Origin of the sequence: Nocardia sp. NPDC050435 (assembly GCF_040655395.1) — a bacterium.
Classification (GTDB): Bacteria; Actinomycetota; Actinomycetes; order Mycobacteriales; family Mycobacteriaceae; genus Nocardia.
The window spans coordinates 140458-155645 of the sequence record NZ_JBFAJW010000017.1 but is presented as its reverse complement, the minus strand read 5'-3'; the positions used below and the strand labels follow the sequence as shown (position 1 = coordinate 155645).

20 protein-coding genes are annotated in these 15188 nt (G+C 68.8%); 3 read left to right on the top strand and 17 right to left on the bottom strand.

Going from position 1 to position 15188, the window contains the following annotated elements:
- The 7 genes from AB0I43_RS38345 to AB0I43_RS38315 form a co-directional block, all read right to left on the bottom strand.
- Positions 1 to 246, bottom strand: a 246-nt coding sequence (locus tag AB0I43_RS38345) for a hypothetical protein (protein WP_357433663.1), incomplete at its 3' end; no start/stop codon positions are given.
- Positions 243 to 704 (bottom strand): hypothetical protein, encoded by a 462-nt coding sequence (locus tag AB0I43_RS38340; protein WP_357433661.1) that lies wholly within the window; start codon positions 702 to 704, stop codon positions 243 to 245. The genes AB0I43_RS38340 and AB0I43_RS38345, both read right to left, overlap by 4 nt.
- Positions 705 to 789: 85 nt before the next feature.
- Positions 790 to 1320 carry a single-stranded DNA-binding protein gene (locus AB0I43_RS38335; protein WP_357433659.1) on the bottom strand — a complete coding sequence of 177 codons (531 nt, stop codon included), beginning with the start codon at positions 1318 to 1320 and terminating at the stop codon, positions 790 to 792.
- A gap of 46 nt (positions 1321 to 1366) precedes the next feature.
- On the bottom strand, positions 1367 to 3049 hold the full coding sequence (locus AB0I43_RS38330) for a ParB N-terminal domain-containing protein (RefSeq protein ID WP_357433657.1): 1683 nt from the start codon (positions 3047 to 3049) through the stop codon (positions 1367 to 1369).
- Between the two features lie 36 nt (positions 3050 to 3085).
- Positions 3086 to 3310, bottom strand: a complete 225-nt coding sequence (locus tag AB0I43_RS38325) for a hypothetical protein (protein ID WP_357433655.1) — start codon at positions 3308 to 3310, stop codon at positions 3086 to 3088.
- A 123-nt stretch (positions 3311 to 3433) separates the two neighbouring features.
- Positions 3434 to 4339: a DNA-processing protein DprA gene (dprA, locus tag AB0I43_RS38320; RefSeq protein WP_357433653.1), complete on the bottom strand. Its 906-nt coding sequence runs from the start codon at positions 4337 to 4339 to the stop codon at positions 3434 to 3436.
- Positions 4336 to 5391: a DUF4192 domain-containing protein gene (locus tag AB0I43_RS38315; RefSeq protein ID WP_357433651.1), complete on the bottom strand. Its 1056-nt coding sequence runs from the start codon at positions 5389 to 5391 to the stop codon at positions 4336 to 4338. The genes dprA and AB0I43_RS38315 overlap by 4 nt, the downstream gene beginning before the upstream one ends.
- Positions 5392 to 5476: 85 nt before the next feature.
- Between AB0I43_RS38315 and AB0I43_RS38310 the strand changes: the two genes are divergently transcribed.
- The 3 genes from AB0I43_RS38310 to fxsT all read left to right on the top strand — a co-directional run bounded on the left by AB0I43_RS38310 (position 5477) and on the right by fxsT (position 9369).
- On the top strand, positions 5477 to 5704 hold the full coding sequence (locus tag AB0I43_RS38310) for a hypothetical protein (RefSeq protein WP_357433649.1): 228 nt from the start codon (positions 5477 to 5479) through the stop codon (positions 5702 to 5704).
- A 385-nt stretch (positions 5705 to 6089) separates the two neighbouring features.
- On the top strand, positions 6090 to 6518 hold the full coding sequence (locus AB0I43_RS38305; RefSeq protein WP_357433647.1) for a hypothetical protein: 429 nt from the start codon (positions 6090 to 6092) through the stop codon (positions 6516 to 6518).
- A gap of 16 nt (positions 6519 to 6534) precedes the next feature.
- The gene (gene fxsT / locus AB0I43_RS38300; RefSeq protein WP_357433645.1) at positions 6535 to 9369 is read left to right on the top strand and encodes an FxSxx-COOH system tetratricopeptide repeat protein; all 2835 of its coding nucleotides are present in this window, start codon (positions 6535 to 6537) and stop codon (positions 9367 to 9369) included.
- Between the two features lie 51 nt (positions 9370 to 9420).
- On the opposite strand, the gene AB0I43_RS38295 is transcribed toward fxsT, so the two are convergent.
- From AB0I43_RS38295 to AB0I43_RS38250, 10 genes are all read right to left on the bottom strand, one after another.
- Entirely contained in the window at positions 9421 to 9759 is a 339-nt protein-coding gene (locus tag AB0I43_RS38295) for a hypothetical protein (RefSeq protein ID WP_357433643.1), read from the bottom strand.
- A 402-nt stretch (positions 9760 to 10161) separates the two neighbouring features.
- On the bottom strand, positions 10162 to 10725 hold the full coding sequence (locus AB0I43_RS38290) for a hypothetical protein (protein ID WP_357433641.1): 564 nt from the start codon (positions 10723 to 10725) through the stop codon (positions 10162 to 10164).
- A gap of 15 nt (positions 10726 to 10740) precedes the next feature.
- Positions 10741 to 11184: an HIT domain-containing protein gene (locus tag AB0I43_RS38285; protein ID WP_357433639.1), complete on the bottom strand. Its 444-nt coding sequence runs from the start codon at positions 11182 to 11184 to the stop codon at positions 10741 to 10743.
- A gap of 38 nt (positions 11185 to 11222) precedes the next feature.
- Positions 11223 to 11447 carry a hypothetical protein gene (locus AB0I43_RS38280; RefSeq protein ID WP_357433637.1) on the bottom strand — a complete coding sequence of 75 codons (225 nt, stop codon included), beginning with the start codon at positions 11445 to 11447 and terminating at the stop codon, positions 11223 to 11225.
- A 49-nt stretch (positions 11448 to 11496) separates the two neighbouring features.
- Positions 11497 to 12180, bottom strand: a complete 684-nt coding sequence (locus tag AB0I43_RS38275) for a hypothetical protein (protein ID WP_357433635.1) — start codon at positions 12178 to 12180, stop codon at positions 11497 to 11499.
- Between the two features lie 38 nt (positions 12181 to 12218).
- Entirely contained in the window at positions 12219 to 12422 is a 204-nt protein-coding gene (locus tag AB0I43_RS38270) for a hypothetical protein (RefSeq protein ID WP_357433633.1), read from the bottom strand.
- Positions 12410 to 12910: a hypothetical protein gene (locus tag AB0I43_RS38265; protein WP_357433631.1), complete on the bottom strand. Its 501-nt coding sequence runs from the start codon at positions 12908 to 12910 to the stop codon at positions 12410 to 12412. The genes AB0I43_RS38270 and AB0I43_RS38265 overlap by 13 nt, the downstream gene beginning before the upstream one ends.
- Positions 12911 to 12915: 5 nt before the next feature.
- The gene (locus AB0I43_RS38260; RefSeq protein WP_357433629.1) at positions 12916 to 13185 is read right to left on the bottom strand and encodes a hypothetical protein; all 270 of its coding nucleotides are present in this window, start codon (positions 13183 to 13185) and stop codon (positions 12916 to 12918) included.
- Positions 13186 to 13259: 74 nt separating this feature from the next.
- On the bottom strand, positions 13260 to 14033 hold the full coding sequence (locus tag AB0I43_RS38255; protein ID WP_357433627.1) for a hypothetical protein: 774 nt from the start codon (positions 14031 to 14033) through the stop codon (positions 13260 to 13262).
- Positions 14021 to 15157, bottom strand: coding sequence for an amidoligase family protein (locus AB0I43_RS38250; RefSeq protein WP_357433626.1), 1137 nt, complete (start codon positions 15155 to 15157; stop codon positions 14021 to 14023). The genes AB0I43_RS38255 and AB0I43_RS38250 overlap by 13 nt, the downstream gene beginning before the upstream one ends.
- Between the last annotated feature and the right edge of the window lie 31 nt (positions 15158 to 15188).

Sequence of the window (15188 nt, the reverse complement as noted above, 5' to 3'; positions counted from 1 at the left end):
GAAGCTGTGGGCGTAGACGCGGAGACTGCCCGCCGCCGGCTGATCGGGGTCGGCGGGAAGGCGCGGCCAGCCAGTCGAAATCAGATACGCCCCGTTGGCGACGACCAGCAGCAACGTCGGCTCGACCGGGACGGTGATCGCGTCGGGGTCATCGATGAAGATTCTGTTCTCGTCGGCGTCCATCGCATGGCGTGACAAGGGAAGGACCTCGGGCAGGGAGAACCACAGGTCGACGACGTTGCTCACAAGGATCCCTTCGGATTTCGGGCCGAGTCGGTGTCGGGCCCGGATCGCTGGAAGCCGACGACGATTCCGCGGGGCGACACCGACAGGGTCATCCAGGCATCGATGCGGGCGTAGGTGCGGATGAGTCGATGTAACGGCACACGGTCGCGTTCGGTCTCCTGGGTGAGGTCGAGATAGTCGGCGAAGTCGTCGCCGTGCCCGCCCTCATCGGGCTGGTAGTCCACCGAGGCCGCGCGCACATGCCGGATACCCCAGTACGGCACGGCGAGATCCGGGGCGACTTGGCGCGGGAAGCCGTTGCTGAACAGATAGATCCCGTCGTCGCGGGCGAGCACCAGTGCGGGCGGGCAATGCCGGCCCGGCTCGGCGAAGGGGTTGGCATGCTCGGCGGCGTTCATCGCGTGCTCGGATAGCGGTGCGATCTCGCGCACCGGAAACCACAGCTGGAGTCTGTTCATCACAACCTGTTCTCTGCTCGACAGAAAAAGGGGGGGCTCGGCACGAAGGGCGCGCCGAGCCCCCGAACGCGGGGTAGCGGGTCGCTCAGCTGGCGAGCCGGTCGGTGAAGGGGTTGGGTCCGGCGAAGACCGGCACCTCCCACGGCTCGCGGCCCTCGCTCGTGTCGGTCTCGGTCTCGACCGCGGCGACCGCCGCCGAGACCGGTACACGCCCGAAACCGTTACCGCCGTTGCCGGTGTTGGGTCGCCCGGTTGTGCGGTTCACCTTCGCGGTGGCCCAGCGCAGCGACGGCCCGACCTCGTCGACGTCGAGCTCGACCACGGTGCGCTTCTCGCCCTCACGAGTTTCGTAGGAGCGTTGCTTGAGCCGCCCGGACACGATCACCCGCGCCCCTTTGGGCAGGTCGGTGTCGGCGAGATTCTCGGCGGCCTCACGCCAGAGGTTGCAGCGCATGTACAGCGCGGCACCGTCTTTCCAGGCACGGGCATCCCGGTCGAATACCCGTGGGGTGGAGGCGACGGTGAAGCTGGCCACCGCTGCGCCCGCGGGGGTGAAGCGGAGTTCGGGCGCGGCGGTGAGATTCCCGATGACGGTGATGACGGTATCGCCGGACACGGGCGCTCCTTCCTGAAAACTGTTGTGCGGGTGGGGGAGACGACACTCAGGCGGCAATGTCGATGGTGTTGTAGTCGATCTCGCCGACCGCGGCCTGTTCGACATCGAGCAACGCGAAGTCGTTGCTGGCGGCGACCTCGGCGAGGAACCGCAGATACCGGGCGGTGCCCGGGCCCGCGTCACGCCACAGCGACTTGCCGATCGCCAGCGCGTGCGGGGCCATGGCCATCGCCAGCACGATCACCCACGCCCGCTGCACGCTCGCCGATTCGATCGCTTGAAGCAGGCTGTCGCGGCTGCCGCCGACCCCGAGCCAGCGCAACACGATTTGCAGTTCCCTGGGCTCCAGGGCGCGAGCCATGGACCCGGCGACGAACTTGGCGGCCTGGGTCGGCGGGGTGCGCCGCTCCAGGAATTCCTTGGTGATCTCCTCGCGGCGTTTGTTGGCGGCATCGCCGCGCTTGTTGAGTTCGATCACCCGTCGCCGCGCCTGGCGAGCGTGTTCGCGTTCTTCGGCGGCGCGCTGGGCCTCGAGCGCGGCGGCGACCTGGGCGGCCTCGTCGAGCGCGGGTGCTTGCAGGTGCAGGCCGCTCTCGGCCAGCGCCCGGGCGGGCAGGTAGATCAGCGGGGTCCAGCGTTCGCGTTCCTCGACCTGGCCGACGTGCAGCAACCCCGACCCGGCGGTGGCTTCGGCGTCGTCCTCGGTGCTCCAGTCCACGGCGTCGCGGTCGACGATCTCCCCGGTGGCCTTGTTCACCAGATCGGTGGCGTCCTCCCGTTCGAGATACACCACATACCGCGACGGATCGGCATCGATCGCCTCGACGGTCAGCGGCTCGCCTTCGGCGTCGACCAGCAGCTCGGCGGGCAGGAACTGCGCGTCTTCACCGCTGGTGTCGGGTTCGGCGGTCAATACACCGAATCCACGTGCCCCGTAGGGCAGCGACGCGCGCAGGGTCGCGCGTGTCGCGTCGTGCTCGTCGACGATGCGTTGAGTCTCGTAACGGAAGCCGTAGCCGCCGCTGGCGGTCAACCGCCGCACGGCGTCGGTGTCGCCGAGGGCTTCGTAGTGGCCGATGATCGCGAGTTCATCGAAGCTGAATTGGTGGCCGTCGGCCAGAGCGCGCGCGGTCGGGGAGGCTCCGATCTTGGCGGCTGTCTTGACCTCGTCGCGTTTCATCTGCAACTCGCGCGCGATCCGGGTCGGTGTCGCGCCGAGGTCGAGCATGTCGGCGATGCCGCGGGCCCGGTCACCCTTGGTGAGCCCGATCCGGCGGTCGTTGAACATGATCTGATCGCGGGTGCGGATGATCGCGCGTTCGTTGGCACTGACGCCCTCAGGGGCGGCGGTGAAGTACACCGGCACGTACTCGAGGCCGACCTCGGCCGCGATCAGCAGGCGCAGCTGGCCGTCGTAGGCGACGATACGACCATCGGCCTCGCGGATGGCGTTGATCGGGTCGCGGACCCCGAATTCCCTGATCGAGGCGACCTGGTCGGGGTGCTCGGCCAAATCGAAGGTCTTGCGGACGTTGTCGGCCAGAACGACATCGGTGACACGCACCCACTGGACGCCGATCTCGGGCAGATCCGCCGGAAGGCTCGTGGACTCACCGGCGGCCGGGGAGTCCTCGAGGTTGTCGGCGGTGTCGACGGTGTCGGGGACGACGGTCAGTGTGGTGGTGGCACGGTCGGTTTCGGTTTCAGCGACGGTGGCGGTGGCGGGCATGCGGACTCCTCAGTGCGGCGGCGAATGCGGGATGGGTCAGGACGAGCGGCGGCGGGTCACGTTGAGCGGATGCAGGAACAAGACGCCGTGCTCGTCGGCGGTGAAGGCCCAGTGCTGCCCGGACCAATCCGGGTAGGCCTCGCGCCAGTGCTCGAGCACCGCGGTGACCTGGACGACTTCGACCGAGCCGGCGTGACCGGTGTGCTGGAGGCGTTCGTACTCGGTGCGGTCGACGGTGTGGACCGGGTGGGTTGTGGACATGCGAAAGTTCCTCTCTGCGAAGGGACTGTGATGGAATCGGCCGCAGCCGAGGTGATGCGGCGGCGGTCGCGCGCATCGGCGCTGCGAGTGCGCGGCGGTGCTGTCGTGGAGTTCGTCTGGCCGCTAGGGGGTTTCGGCGACCGACGAGGACAGCTCTGCGAGGAGCTGCTCGGTGCCGACCACGCATCGGGCGCGTCCTGCCGCGATGAGTTCGTGGCAGCCGCGTGAGCTGGCGGAGGTGATCGGGCCCGGCACCGCGAACACCGGCCGCCCCAAGCGTTGCGCCCGGAAGGCAGCGGCAGTAATGCCCGATCTCAACCCGGCCTCGACAACCACCAGCGCACCCGAGAGTGCGGCGATCAACCGGTGGCGGGCGAGGAAGTTCGGTTTCGCGGGCCTGACGCCGGGCGGGTACTCCGAGATCAGCGCCCCGGTCTGTGCCACCTGCTCGAAGATCTGACGATGTTCATTCGGGTAGGCGCGATCCAACCCATGCGCGGCGACGATCACTGTCGGCGCGTCGGCGGCCAGGGCGGCGCGGTGGGCGGCGACGTCGACGCCGTAGGCGCCACCGGACAGGATCGTCCACCCGCGGCTGGTCGCGGCGGCCACGATCTCGGCGGTGACGTGTTCGCCGTACGGGCTGCTCGCGCGGGCACCGACCACGGCCAGCGCCGGTCCCAGCACGTCGTTCAACGCCCGCCCGCGCACCCACAGCCCCGCCGGCATCATCGACTCCGGTGCGGCGTCGACGCCGGACATGGCGGCCAGCAAGTCGGCCGGCCATTCGGGGTCGCCGGGAATCACGAACCGGCCACCCAGACGCTGGATCTGTTCGAGATCATGGACCGCGCATTCCCACGCAGCTGCCCGGTGCCGCCCGAAGTATTCGTCGACGAAGTTGTGCAAGATCGTGGTGGTATCGGTAGCGCCCAGATGCCGGATCAGCGACAGGTAGGAGGCTGGGTCACTCGAGACCCGGCGAGACAGCAGCGCCCACAGGGCGCGCGTTCGGTCGATGCTGGTCACGGGTCTACCTCCGGGAAGCTGGCTTGAGCGGTGAGATCGATGCCGAGCCGGATCGCGTCGGCGATGCCGTCGGAGAGGACGCCGCGCACGAGTGGCTGTTGTGTCGGGGACTCGAGAGCACGGGAGATCGTGCGGGCCAGGCGATGCTCGGGCTCGGTAGTCATCGCGATGCCGAGTGCCCGGCGGGCAAGTGCGGTGGATCCGGCGCGGGCGTAGAGCGAAAACCCCAGCAGGACCGCGGGTTCGGTCCGATACGGATCGGGCAGGGTGCGGGTCAGCAGCATCCACATCCGCTCGGCGGTCCGCGCGCACGGATATAGCGGCAGCGCCAGCATCACCGCCGACACCTGCCGATAGCTCAGCCCGACAGCGAGTTCGGCCAGCTGATCCGGTGACAGCTCGTGCTCTGCGGAGCGGCGCAGCAGTTCGAACACCCGCAGCACCAGCGCGGTGAGCATCCGTCCACTCGGCTCGACCGTCCCGGCACGCAGCCTACGATCAGCGGCGATCGCGCCGGGCATCGCCGCCAGCACTCGCCGGTGTAGCGCGGGGTCCGGTTCGAGAGAGTTCTCCGCCGAGGACGGTCGGGCGGCAGTGCGAGCGGGCAGCCGTCCGTGGCGACGCGGGTGGTCGAGGTCACGGTACGGTGCGCCTTCGGCGATCTCGGTGACCGCCCACCAACCCAGCACGGCGACCGGGGTTGCGGCCACCTCGCGGCGGAGCCGATCGAGCATGCGGCGCTGGCGACGTTTGTCGCGGGCACGGCCGTGGGTGGCCGAGACCCGGTCATCGACAATCACCGCGACGACCCCGGCCACGCGCGCTCGCGTGGACAGCCGCTCGAGAGTTATCGCGATCTCGCTGCCGGCCAGACGGCCGTGGATGGCGATATCGATATCGAAGCGCGCCGCACCGGCCAATCCCGGTGCACCACTGGCCGCGTCGGCGACGATGACGGCGAACACCAGCGACCGGTGCGGGATGACGCCGAGGGCCTCTGGCAAGGCGGTGATCAGGTCCACTGGGTCAGGGACAGCGACAGCAGCGGGCATAGAGGAACTCCTGTTCTGAAACGGTGCGAGCACAGCGCCAGGGCGAGGCCGTGGAAAGCCACGAGCGCGGCGGTAGGTTCGGGTGATGGCCGATGAGGACCTCGACCGGTTGCGCGCCGAGATCACCGACAGCAAGCTCGCCGAACTACGGGAAGACCGTGACGAGCTGCTCGCCGACCTCGCCGGTGCTCGCGGGCGGGATCGGGTGATGCTGGAGCGCCAACTCCAGCAGGTCGAAGACGAGATCGCGGCGGTGCTCGACCGAAAATCGCGAAGAGGCCACCAGAGGCCGCCACCGGATCAGTTGTTCTGAGAAAGCGGCCGAATGGAGAACAGTCCACGCGCCCACACGGTGGGGAGCTCCGCGGGACGGGGGTCGTCGACAGTTCGGCTATATCGTCGGCCTCCTGGTCGACGGGTCTGTGATGGCACCGCGCGAGATGATCGCCGCCGAAGTCCCGACGATCACCTGGTGACCGACCCACGCGACCGAGGTCGCCGGGCGGCTACTGTCGGCCTGATTCGGATGCCTGTGGGAGATCCGGGCACACCATCCCGACCCCTCCCGGACCGCGCGCGGGCGCCGCACCCGGTTCCGGTAGCGGATCGATTAGGGGTTTGTTCGCCTGCACCGCAGCGGAGTCGGTGGTTAGCCTTGGGGCACGCGTGATTCGGTGTCCGCATGAGGGAGGACCGCAGTGGCTTCGACGGGGGCTGTGCTGAAAAAAGTTGCGTTGCCGACGGCGGTGGTGGCCGTGGTGAGTACCGGGCTGGCGGTAGCGGTGAACATGGCCACCGGCGCCGAAGCGCAATGGTGGTGGTGGCTGATCGTGGCCGCGTTGACCGCGGCCGGGTTCGCGGGCTCACTGTGGCAATTCCTGCACCAATCCGAGACCACCACGCACAGAACCATCCACGCCTCAGGGCACCGCAGTGTAGCCGGGACCGGCACGGTCTCCGGGGCGATCACCACCGGAAACACTGACGCCCCGAGCGCACCCGCACCAGCAACGTCACCGATCCCCGCGTCGGCGGACCCGGCGCCGGGATCGGTGACGGCATCGGGAGAACGGTCTATCGCGTTCGAGGGCAACGCCGGAAGCCTGTCCACCGGCGACACCGTCTGAGAACAAGGACGACGATTTGAGCCGGCTGACCCGCAGCGAGTGGGAGGACGACCACAGGCGCGGTCCTGTCGCGGCCTCGACTACCCATGCCGAGGGGGCCCGCTCGGCCGCGATCGGCCCGGGGTCAGTGGTCGGTGCCGTGTTCACCGGCGACAACGCGCAGGCGACGGTCGTGCCGCCGGAAGCCTTCCGGCCGATGGCCGAAGTCGAGGCCCCGCCCGGAATCGACAACTTGCCCTCGGCGACAGCGCATTTCGTCGGCCGCGACCACGAACTCACCCGCTTGGACGCCGCGCTGGCAGACTCCGGACGGGTGATGGTGCAGGCGGTGCACGGTTTGGGCGGGATCGGGAAAACCACCCTGGTCGCGCGATGGGCGGCCACCCGCGCGCACGGCCACACCCCGCGGTGGTGGATTACCGCCGAGAACCCCGCCCGAGTGGAGCAGGGGTTGGCGAAGTTCGCGACGGTCCTGCAACCAGCGTTGGCGCGGGTATTGACCGACGAGCAGCTCGCCGAGCGGGCCGTGCAGTGGCTGGCGACCCATTCGGGGTGGCTGCTGGTACTCGACAACGTCGAAGACCCCGCCGATATCGAGCCGGTTCTAGCACGCGCGCGCGGGGGCCGGATCGTGCTCACCAGCCGCTTGGCGACCGGGTGGGCGCGCACCGGCGCCACCGTGGTGCGGGTCGATGTGCTCGACCCGGCCGATTCGGTGGAGCTGCTGAGCGGACTGGTCACCGAGGCAGGGCCGCGAGACCTCGACGGCGCACCGGGGTTGTGCCAGGAGCTGGGCCATCTGCCGCTGGCGATCGAACAGGCCGGGGCGTATCTGGCGCAGACCCTGCTTACTCCCGCCGCCTATCTCGATCTGCTCGCTCGGTACCCGGCCCAGATGTACCAGCATGGGGGCGAATCGACCGAGGTCGAACGCACGATCGACCGGATCTGGCGGCTGACCCTGGACCGGATCGTCGTCAACCATCCGGTGGCCGCCGATATCCTGCGCACCCTGGCCTGGTTCGCCCCTGACACCATCCCGCTCACATTGCTCGACGGGTTGGCCGACCCGCCCACGCTGCATGCGGCCTTGGGTTCGCTCACCGCTTACAGCTTGGTCACCCTCGACCCCGCCGGCGGCACCGTGTCGGTTCACCGGCTGGTCCAAGCTGTCGCACGCACGCCCACCCCCGATGATCCGCAGCGTCTCCCAGCAGCGATCGAACGCGCCCACGAACACGCGGCCACCGCGCTGTGGGCCGCGCTACCCAATCACCGGGACCCCGCCACCTGGCCTGCCTGGCGAATCCTGGTGCCGCACATCGACGCCCTGATCACCTACACCACCCACGATTCCCCCACTATCGCAAACATCCTCGCGATCACAGGCCTATTTCTTACCGGCCAAGGTATGACCGGCAAGGGTATCGAGTACCTACTGCGCGCTCTCACCGACCGGGAACGCGTCCTCGAACTCGATCACCCCGACATCCTGACCTCTCGCGGTCACCTCGCCTGCGCCTATTGGTCGGCGGGGCGGGCCAGCGAAGCCATCACCCTGTTCGAGCGGACCCTCGCCGACCGGGAACGCGTTTTCGGACCCGATCACCCCGACACCCTGACCTCTCGCGGCAACCTCGCCGGCGCCTATTGGTCGGCGGGGCGGACCAGCGAAGCCATCACCCTGTCCGAGCGGACCCTCGCCGACCGGGAACGCGTTTTCGGACCCGATCACCCCGACACCCTGGCCTCTCGCGGCAACCTCGCCAGCGCCTATTGGTCGGCGGGGCGGACCAGCGAAGCCATCCCCCTGTTCGAGCGGACCCTCGCCGACCGGGAACGCGTCCTCGGACCCGATCACCCCGACACCCTGGCCACCCGCAACAACCTCGCCAACGCCTATTGGTCGGCGGGGCGGACCAGCGAAGCCATCCCCCTGTTCGAGCAGACCCTCACCGACCGGGAACGCGTCCTCGGACCCGATCACCCCGACACCCTGACCGTCCGCGGCAACCTCGCCAACGCATACGAGTCGGCCGGCCGGACCAGCCAAGCCATCACCCTCTACGAGCAGACCCTTACCGACCAGGAACGCGTCCTCGGACCCGATCACCCCGACATCCTGACCACCCGCAACAACCTCGCCAACGCCTACCAGTCGGCGGGCCGGACCGGCGAAGCCATCACCCTGCTCGAGCAGAACCTCACGCAGAGCGAACGCATCCTCGGACCCGACCACCCCCACATCCTGATCATCCGCAACAACCTCGCCAACGCCTACCAGTCGGCTGGCCGGACCAGCCAAGCCATCACCCTCTACGAGCAGACCCTTACCGACCAGGACCGCGTCCTCGGACCCGACCACCCCCACATCCTGACCACCCGCAACAACCTCGCCAACGCCTACCAGTCGGCGGGCCGGACCGGCGAAGCCATCACCCTCTACGAGCAGACCCTCACCGACCAGGACCGCGTCCTCGGACCCGACCACCCCGACATCCTGACCACCCGCAACAACCTCGCTAACGCCTACCAGTCGGTGGGCCGGACCGGCGACGCCGTCACCCTGCTTGAGCAGACCCTCACCGACCAGGACCGCATCCTCGGACCCGACCACCCCGACATCCTGACCACCCGCAACAACCTCGCCAACGCCTACCAGTCGGCGGGCCGGACCGGCGAAGCCATCACCCTGCTCGAGCAGAACCACACGCAGAGCGAACGCATCCTCGGACCCGACCACCCCCACATCCTGACCACCCGCAACAACCTCGCTAACGCCTACCAGTCGGCCGGCCGGACCAGCGAAGCCATCACCCTGCTTGAGCAGAACCGCGCTGATCAAGAATGACCCCGACTCATCTACCTCTCACCGGGCATCCGTGACTCCTGCCAGGTTGGGCTAGGCCCCACCCTGGCTCATATCGTGGTGATTGTGGGGTCGTCGATCTGCGGGCGGGTGGTCCGGGCACACCATCCCGACCCTGGACACCGCGCGCCAGCTCCGCACCGCCAGCAGCCGCGCCACCAGCGCCGGGACCTCGCCGGTGGTGGCCAGTTCCTCGGCGAAGTGCCCGACCAGTAGCGGGCTGTCGGCGGAGGCACATACGGCACAGTCGATGTCGGCCACCGCCACCCCGGGACCGGGTCGGCAGTGCTCGCAGTGCCGGGCCTCGACCAGGCCGCCGGGGTACTCGCGGTCGGGTTCGAGCCAGTGACCTCGATGTCCTGGCCCCAGCATCCGTGCGCGGCCTCGTCGTCGGGGCCGGGGGCGTAGCCGCAGCTCGGACAGACCACCGGGGCACTGGGCAGGCGGCGGCGTGCGGTCTCGCGCATCGCCCACGCGGAGCTAGTTCCGCAGCGCAGGTCGCGCTGATAGGCGCGCACCGCCTGGTCGGCGTCCTCGACGCTCCCGAGCTCGGGAGGGCGGGACTCAAGCAGGGGGTGCGAGTACCCGCCCCGCGCCGCGACGCCGATCCCGGGGAGGGGGTTGGGAGCGGCGCGGGCCGCATCGATCACGCCCGAGTGCTTCGGACGAACAGTCCGGCACGATGCGCGACGACCCCGACGCGAGTTTAACTGCGCCGCAGGGCTTCCCGGTGCGGACGGCGCGAATGCGACTGCGACTGCGGTGCCGGGGTGGTCATGCCTCGACATTCAGGACGTAGCGGCGATGAGCGGTCAGCTCGAAAGGAATCCGGCGGTAGTCCGTGGGCGCCGTGTCCTGGACAGAGATGCGCTGCCGGGCCCACGAACCCACGATCGATGGTTCGAGGTGGGGGTGGTTTTCGCCGGTGCCGCGTCCGTAGCCCTCGGCGGTGAGCAAGGGCAGCGGATGCAGGGGCCGGCCGTGGTCGCTGTAGCGGCTGCGGTCCTTGTCCACGAAGAGGCGGCGGTCGTGGTTGATGACGTAGCGGCCGCGATGTTCGGGCGGGCCGAGGATGGCGTGGGTGGCCCCAGCGGCGCGAGCGTAGAGGTTTCGCCGATCCTGCGCCTCGGGTTCGGCGTCGGCGAGCGTTCCGGCCCACACCACTCGCACCGGGTTTCGCAGCAGCTGTTCGACGGCCACGACGAATCGGAATCCGACCCAGGAGTGCTCCAACAACTGGGGTTCGTTGTCGAAGCCGCGCGGATCGAGATAGGAGCTGATGGTGTCGCTGTTGTCGCTGTTGTCGGCGAGCAGAACAGCACGATAGAACTGGTCCATCAAAAGCTCCTTCGATCACGGCGCTGACGAGTGTCCGGCCCAGGCGTCAGGGTCGCAGCCGGGCAGGATCTGGCGGATGCCGCCGCGCGGGTCGGCGACGTCGCCGTGCCAGCGCGGAATCAGATGCAGGTGCACGTGCGCGATGGTCTGTCCGGCCGCGGACCCGTCATTGATCCCGATCGTGTAACCGTCGGGCCGCAACTCGGTGTCGAGTCGCGCTTTGACTTGGCAGGCCAGGTAGTGCAGATCGGCGGCTTCGTCGGCGGTGAGCTCGAAATAGGACTCGACGTGGCGCAGCGGCACGATCTCGACATGCCCACGCGCGGCGGGGAAGTTGTCCCAGCGGGCATACATCGAACCGCGTCGGGCGAGCACCCGATTCTGGGTGGGGTCATCCGGGCGACAGAACAGGCACGCGGTGCTATCGGAGGCTGGTGGGCGATCGAATTCGTTGTCCACGTGTGTATCTCCTTCTGAAGAGGAAGCGTCAGAGGCATCTATCGCCGTGCTGCCGCCACCGGCTCGAACGAGCGGTGTTCGCAGTCGGGCGCCGCGGGAGCGAAGTACAACACCGTCGTTGCGGCGCCCGCCGTGATCATCGCGACCAGCAATTCGAATCGCTGCCGGGAACGATTCGCCAGACGTGGCCGCACTATCCGCACGAATCGCTCTACCAGCACCCCGATCCCGAGGGTGAAGGTGAAGGCAATCACGAACGACATCAGGTGTTGCGTGGTGGTTTCCCACGGTGGGTTGTTGGTCAGAGGAAGCTCAGTGGTGCTCGCCGAGCCCGAAGAACTCGCGTACGGCCATCGTCATGGCGAGCGGGTCGATGTGGCGTTCGCTATCGGGGTCAGGGGCGGCGTCGCGGATCTTGCGGAGTCGCCCGATCCTGGTCGGTGGGCGCAAGCTGATCCCGACGGCGGGGGCGTCGTGCTGGTCGCTGGGATTGGTGACGATCTTGTAGTCGGCCAGGCTGATCGAGGCTTCGTACCAGGCTTCGGCGGGTGTGCCCTCTCGCACGGGGTCGCCCGCGTCGCGCTCTGCTGCTCGCCACAGCGCGCAGGTGCACGCCGGATCGTTGCAGCGGCGAAATTCGGTGAGCGGGTTGGGGTTGTGGCGGTCCATGGCACCGGCCAGCATGGGGCAGACCGCCGTCGAATACTGCCCGCAGTCGGGATGCAGGCCCGCCTCGACAGCGACACCGGTGCGGAAATCATAGGGGCGGATGTACACCACGAACGGATCGCCGAGCGGGTCCCCGCAGATCTGGCACAGTCTGTCTTTGAAGGCTTTCTGCACGCGGGCGGGATCGAGCTTGCCCCAGATCGGGCGGGTGCGGTCGGTGTGGGCGAGGGTCACGAACGGCACGACCATGCCCGCCGAGAGCGGGCTGGTGTGCAGCCGTGCCGGAATCCCGGCTTTGGGCGCGGGGTTGTTGGCGGGATCGGTCATGGATACCTCACTGTCGTTGTTCGGCACTGCGATCGGCCTCACCCCTGCCCTCGGGTGAGGGTGAACCGGGTGTGGGCCGGTGGGCGTCCGGTGACGGCGACGCTGATCCGGACGAGCGCGGTGGGAGCGTCCGGCGCGGGATCGGGGTCGGTGCACCACGGGGTGTCGGGATCATCGGGGCCGGGCAGTTGCGCGGCGATCCATCGGGCGAGATCGGCGCTGCTGGCGATCAGCTCGGCCACCTGCGGCCGGTGTGGGGGTTGTGGTCGTAGAGGGCCACCACCTCGGGTGCCCCGGGTACCAGGGCGCGCACAGCCGCCGGCAGCAGGCCGCGGCGCGCTCCCGCGGCCCACGTCCCGGCCGCGATCACCCAGCGTCCGGTGGCGGGGTCGCGTTCGGCGGGGAGCAGCTGCCACAGGATCCCGGTGGGCAGGCCGGGGAACACGGCCTCTTCCCACCGCACGCTGGTCGTGCCGTCGGGCGCCACGACCCGGCGCTCGATGGCTTGCTCGACCCGCACCAAGCCCATGGCCGGATAACGGGTTTCGGTCAGCTCGGTGGTGCCCGGGAAACTGGCGAGGGCGGTGCCGGGTCGCGGGTTGCGGGCGAAGGCGGCGTGGTGACCGACGATCAGGATCGGGCCGCGCGGCCGCTCGTGCTCGGGCAGATACCCCTGGTAGGCCGGGTCGAGTCCCACGGCGGTGAGGTAGCGGACCACTTCGGCGCGCATCGGGTTCACCACCACCCCAGACGCCGATCCGGTTGGGGAGTGGCTGTTTCGATGAACGCCAGCGGCATCAGCACGGTGCCGGCGCCGGCGGTGAGGACGGCGTGGTGGCGGCGTACCGCGTCGATGCGCACGCCGGTGAGAGTGTGGCCGCCGTGTGCGGTGAGGGTGACCGGGTGCCCGGTCGTGCGCAGTTGGTGCAGCCGGGTGGGCAGGGCGGTGTCGACCGGATCGCTGGCCAGCGCTCGGCGAAAATCGAGTCGGGAGAACACGGTCATCGGCAGGTGCTCCGATCGCAGGGAAGTAGGCGCCAGCACAGACGCCTTGGTGGGCGTGGGCGGCATGGCGGGGTTCAGGTGGTTTCGAGGTCGAGTAGGTCGGCGTAGCGGCTTTCACCCTCTGGAGCCGGGCATTCGCAGCTGGGGTAGTCGAGTTCGCAGGCCCAGCAGAAGGCACACCAGGAGCAGTGGGTGCCCTCGTGATCGATCGGGTAGCCGCATTCGCCGCAGTAGCCGCCTTCGTCGTCGTCACCGTGCCTGGGTGGGTAGCTGTAGTAGCGCGGGGTCAGGTAGCTGTGGTTGGAGTACCAGCGGCCCTCGGCGTCCCAGTGTCCGTGGCGTTCGTTGAAGATGTAGGCGGGATGCTTGTAGGCGGGGTCGCGGGTCAAGATGATGAGTTTGTCCCCGCCGAGCCACTTTTCGAGCTGTTCGCGTCCCTGCCAGGAATCCAGCGACCCGAACGGCATCGTGGGCAGGAAGTCCTCGGCGGCGACACGGGTGTCCGAACGCCAGTCACCCGCGGCCGGAGTGACGTTGGCCGGCAGCATCCCGTTGTGGGCCAGCACTGTTCGCGGGTCACCGCCCAGGGCGAAGGGGTGGCAGTTGTCGATATCGCGGATCCCGTGGGTGGCGAAGCGGGAGTGGAACAGCGCCGGCCCGCCCGGGTGGGCTTGGCGTACGCGCGCGAACTCGTCGAGCACCGTGGCGGCGTCCATGCCGCGTCCGACCAGGATGGTCTCTTCGGTCAGGATGGCGTAGCCGTGCCCGTGCGGGTTGGCCTCGGCGCCGATGGCCAACGCGTCGAGGTCGGGGGTGATGCCGGGTTTGAGGAAACTCAGCAAGCACATTCGAGGGCCTCCAGATCGGTGAGTTCGGCCAGCAGCGGCGCGTAGTCGGGGCGGGTGGCCAGCCAGGTGACGAAGGCGTCCCATTGCCAGCCGCCCTGGCGGGTGATCCGGGCGGCGGTCAGAGTGCGGGTGTATTCGACCGAGGCGTCGGCGAAAGCCAGTGCGGCCTGCACCTGCTGAGGTTCGAGGCTGCTGGCGAAGACCCGCAGTTCGAAGGTGTGCTCGGGGCAGGTGTTGATCGCCTGGTAGCGGTCGAAGCCCCGCCGGGTGCCCTTGGCGATGTCGGCGGCGCGTCGGCGGGTTTCGGGACTGAATCGGGCCCAAGACGAGCACTCGCGCCGTGCCAGGGTGGTGACCGCGGATTCGTTGCGGTACACGAACTTCAACCAGCGGTACACATGGGCCGGGGAGCTGAATCCGGCGCGGGAGATGTGGACGTGGATGCCGACCCCGGTGTCGGTGTAGGCACCGAGTTGGCGCAGGCGTGGCAGCAGCCGCCATGGGAAGCGGGTGCGGGCGTAGCGGTAGGACATCGGGTGGGTGACCAGTTCGAAGCCGTGGCCGTCGGTGATCGACCCGTCCTCTTTCAGGTAGCCCAGCCGACCCAGGTGCGCGACCGCGGAATCGACCGCGTCGGTGAAAGCGGATCCGGGGGTGCGCATTTCGAGTTCGAGCCCCAAGTACACGGGGCCGGTGCCGTGGAAGATCGGGGTGGGCTTGTAGGTGCTGTCGCAGACCTCTTCAGGCGCGTCCGGCGGCGAGCAGTCATCGCAGTAGCGGTCCCCGAGCGAGACCCAGGTGTAGCAGTCGCCGCACTCGTGGTAGTCCTCGTCGCGGCAGTTGCGGCACACCTCACGGTCGCCGTCGACGATGAAGTAGTCGCGGGCGTAGCAGTCGCAGTCGTCGCACCGGTTGTAGTTGTATGTGCACTCCTGGCACACGTCCGGGCCACCTGCCACGGCGGTTCGCTCGCGGGTGTGGCGGTGGCAGTCATCGCATTTGGGCACCTGCGAGAGGCATTGCCCGCACAGACGCTCGCCATCGGCGGTCAGGGTGAGTTCGGTAGTGGGATCGTGGTCGGAGCAGTCCTCACACAACCGGTCGAGCACAACGGACAAGGGCATCGGGGGTCACCGACCTTTCGGCGGAAGCGAA

What these genes read in the sequence shown, in the direction of transcription:
- AB0I43_RS38260 (WP_357433629.1), bottom strand. Translation starts at nt 13,185, where the DNA reads ATGACCGTGTTCTCCCGACTCGATTTTCGCCGAGCGCTGGCCAGCGAT.
- AB0I43_RS38255 (WP_357433627.1), bottom strand. Translation starts at nt 14,033, where the DNA reads ATGTGCTTGCTGAGTTTCCTCAAACCCGGCATCACCCCCGACCTCGAC.
- AB0I43_RS38315 (WP_357433651.1), bottom strand. Translation starts at nt 5,391, where the DNA reads ATGCCCGCTGCTGTCGCTGTCCCTGACCCAGTGGACCTGATCACCGCC.
- AB0I43_RS38290 (WP_357433641.1), bottom strand. Translation starts at nt 10,725, where the DNA reads ATGGACCAGTTCTATCGTGCTGTTCTGCTCGCCGACAACAGCGACAAC.
- AB0I43_RS38330 (WP_357433657.1), bottom strand. Translation starts at nt 3,049, where the DNA reads ATGCCCGCCACCGCCACCGTCGCTGAAACCGAAACCGACCGTGCCACC.
- AB0I43_RS38310 (WP_357433649.1), top strand. Translation starts at nt 5,477, where the DNA reads ATGGCCGATGAGGACCTCGACCGGTTGCGCGCCGAGATCACCGACAGC.
- AB0I43_RS38325 (WP_357433655.1), bottom strand. Translation starts at nt 3,310, where the DNA reads ATGTCCACAACCCACCCGGTCCACACCGTCGACCGCACCGAGTACGAA.
- AB0I43_RS38265 (WP_357433631.1), bottom strand. Translation starts at nt 12,910, where the DNA reads ATGCGCGCCGAAGTGGTCCGCTACCTCACCGCCGTGGGACTCGACCCG.
- AB0I43_RS38280 (WP_357433637.1), bottom strand. Translation starts at nt 11,447, where the DNA reads ATGTCGTTCGTGATTGCCTTCACCTTCACCCTCGGGATCGGGGTGCTG.
- AB0I43_RS38295 (WP_357433643.1), bottom strand. Translation starts at nt 9,759, where the DNA reads ATGCTGGGGCCAGGACATCGAGGTCACTGGCTCGAACCCGACCGCGAG.
- AB0I43_RS38340 (WP_357433661.1), bottom strand. Translation starts at nt 704, where the DNA reads ATGAACAGACTCCAGCTGTGGTTTCCGGTGCGCGAGATCGCACCGCTA.
- AB0I43_RS38250 (WP_357433626.1), bottom strand. Translation starts at nt 15,157, where the DNA reads ATGCCCTTGTCCGTTGTGCTCGACCGGTTGTGTGAGGACTGCTCCGAC.
- AB0I43_RS38275 (WP_357433635.1), bottom strand. Translation starts at nt 12,180, where the DNA reads ATGACCGATCCCGCCAACAACCCCGCGCCCAAAGCCGGGATTCCGGCA.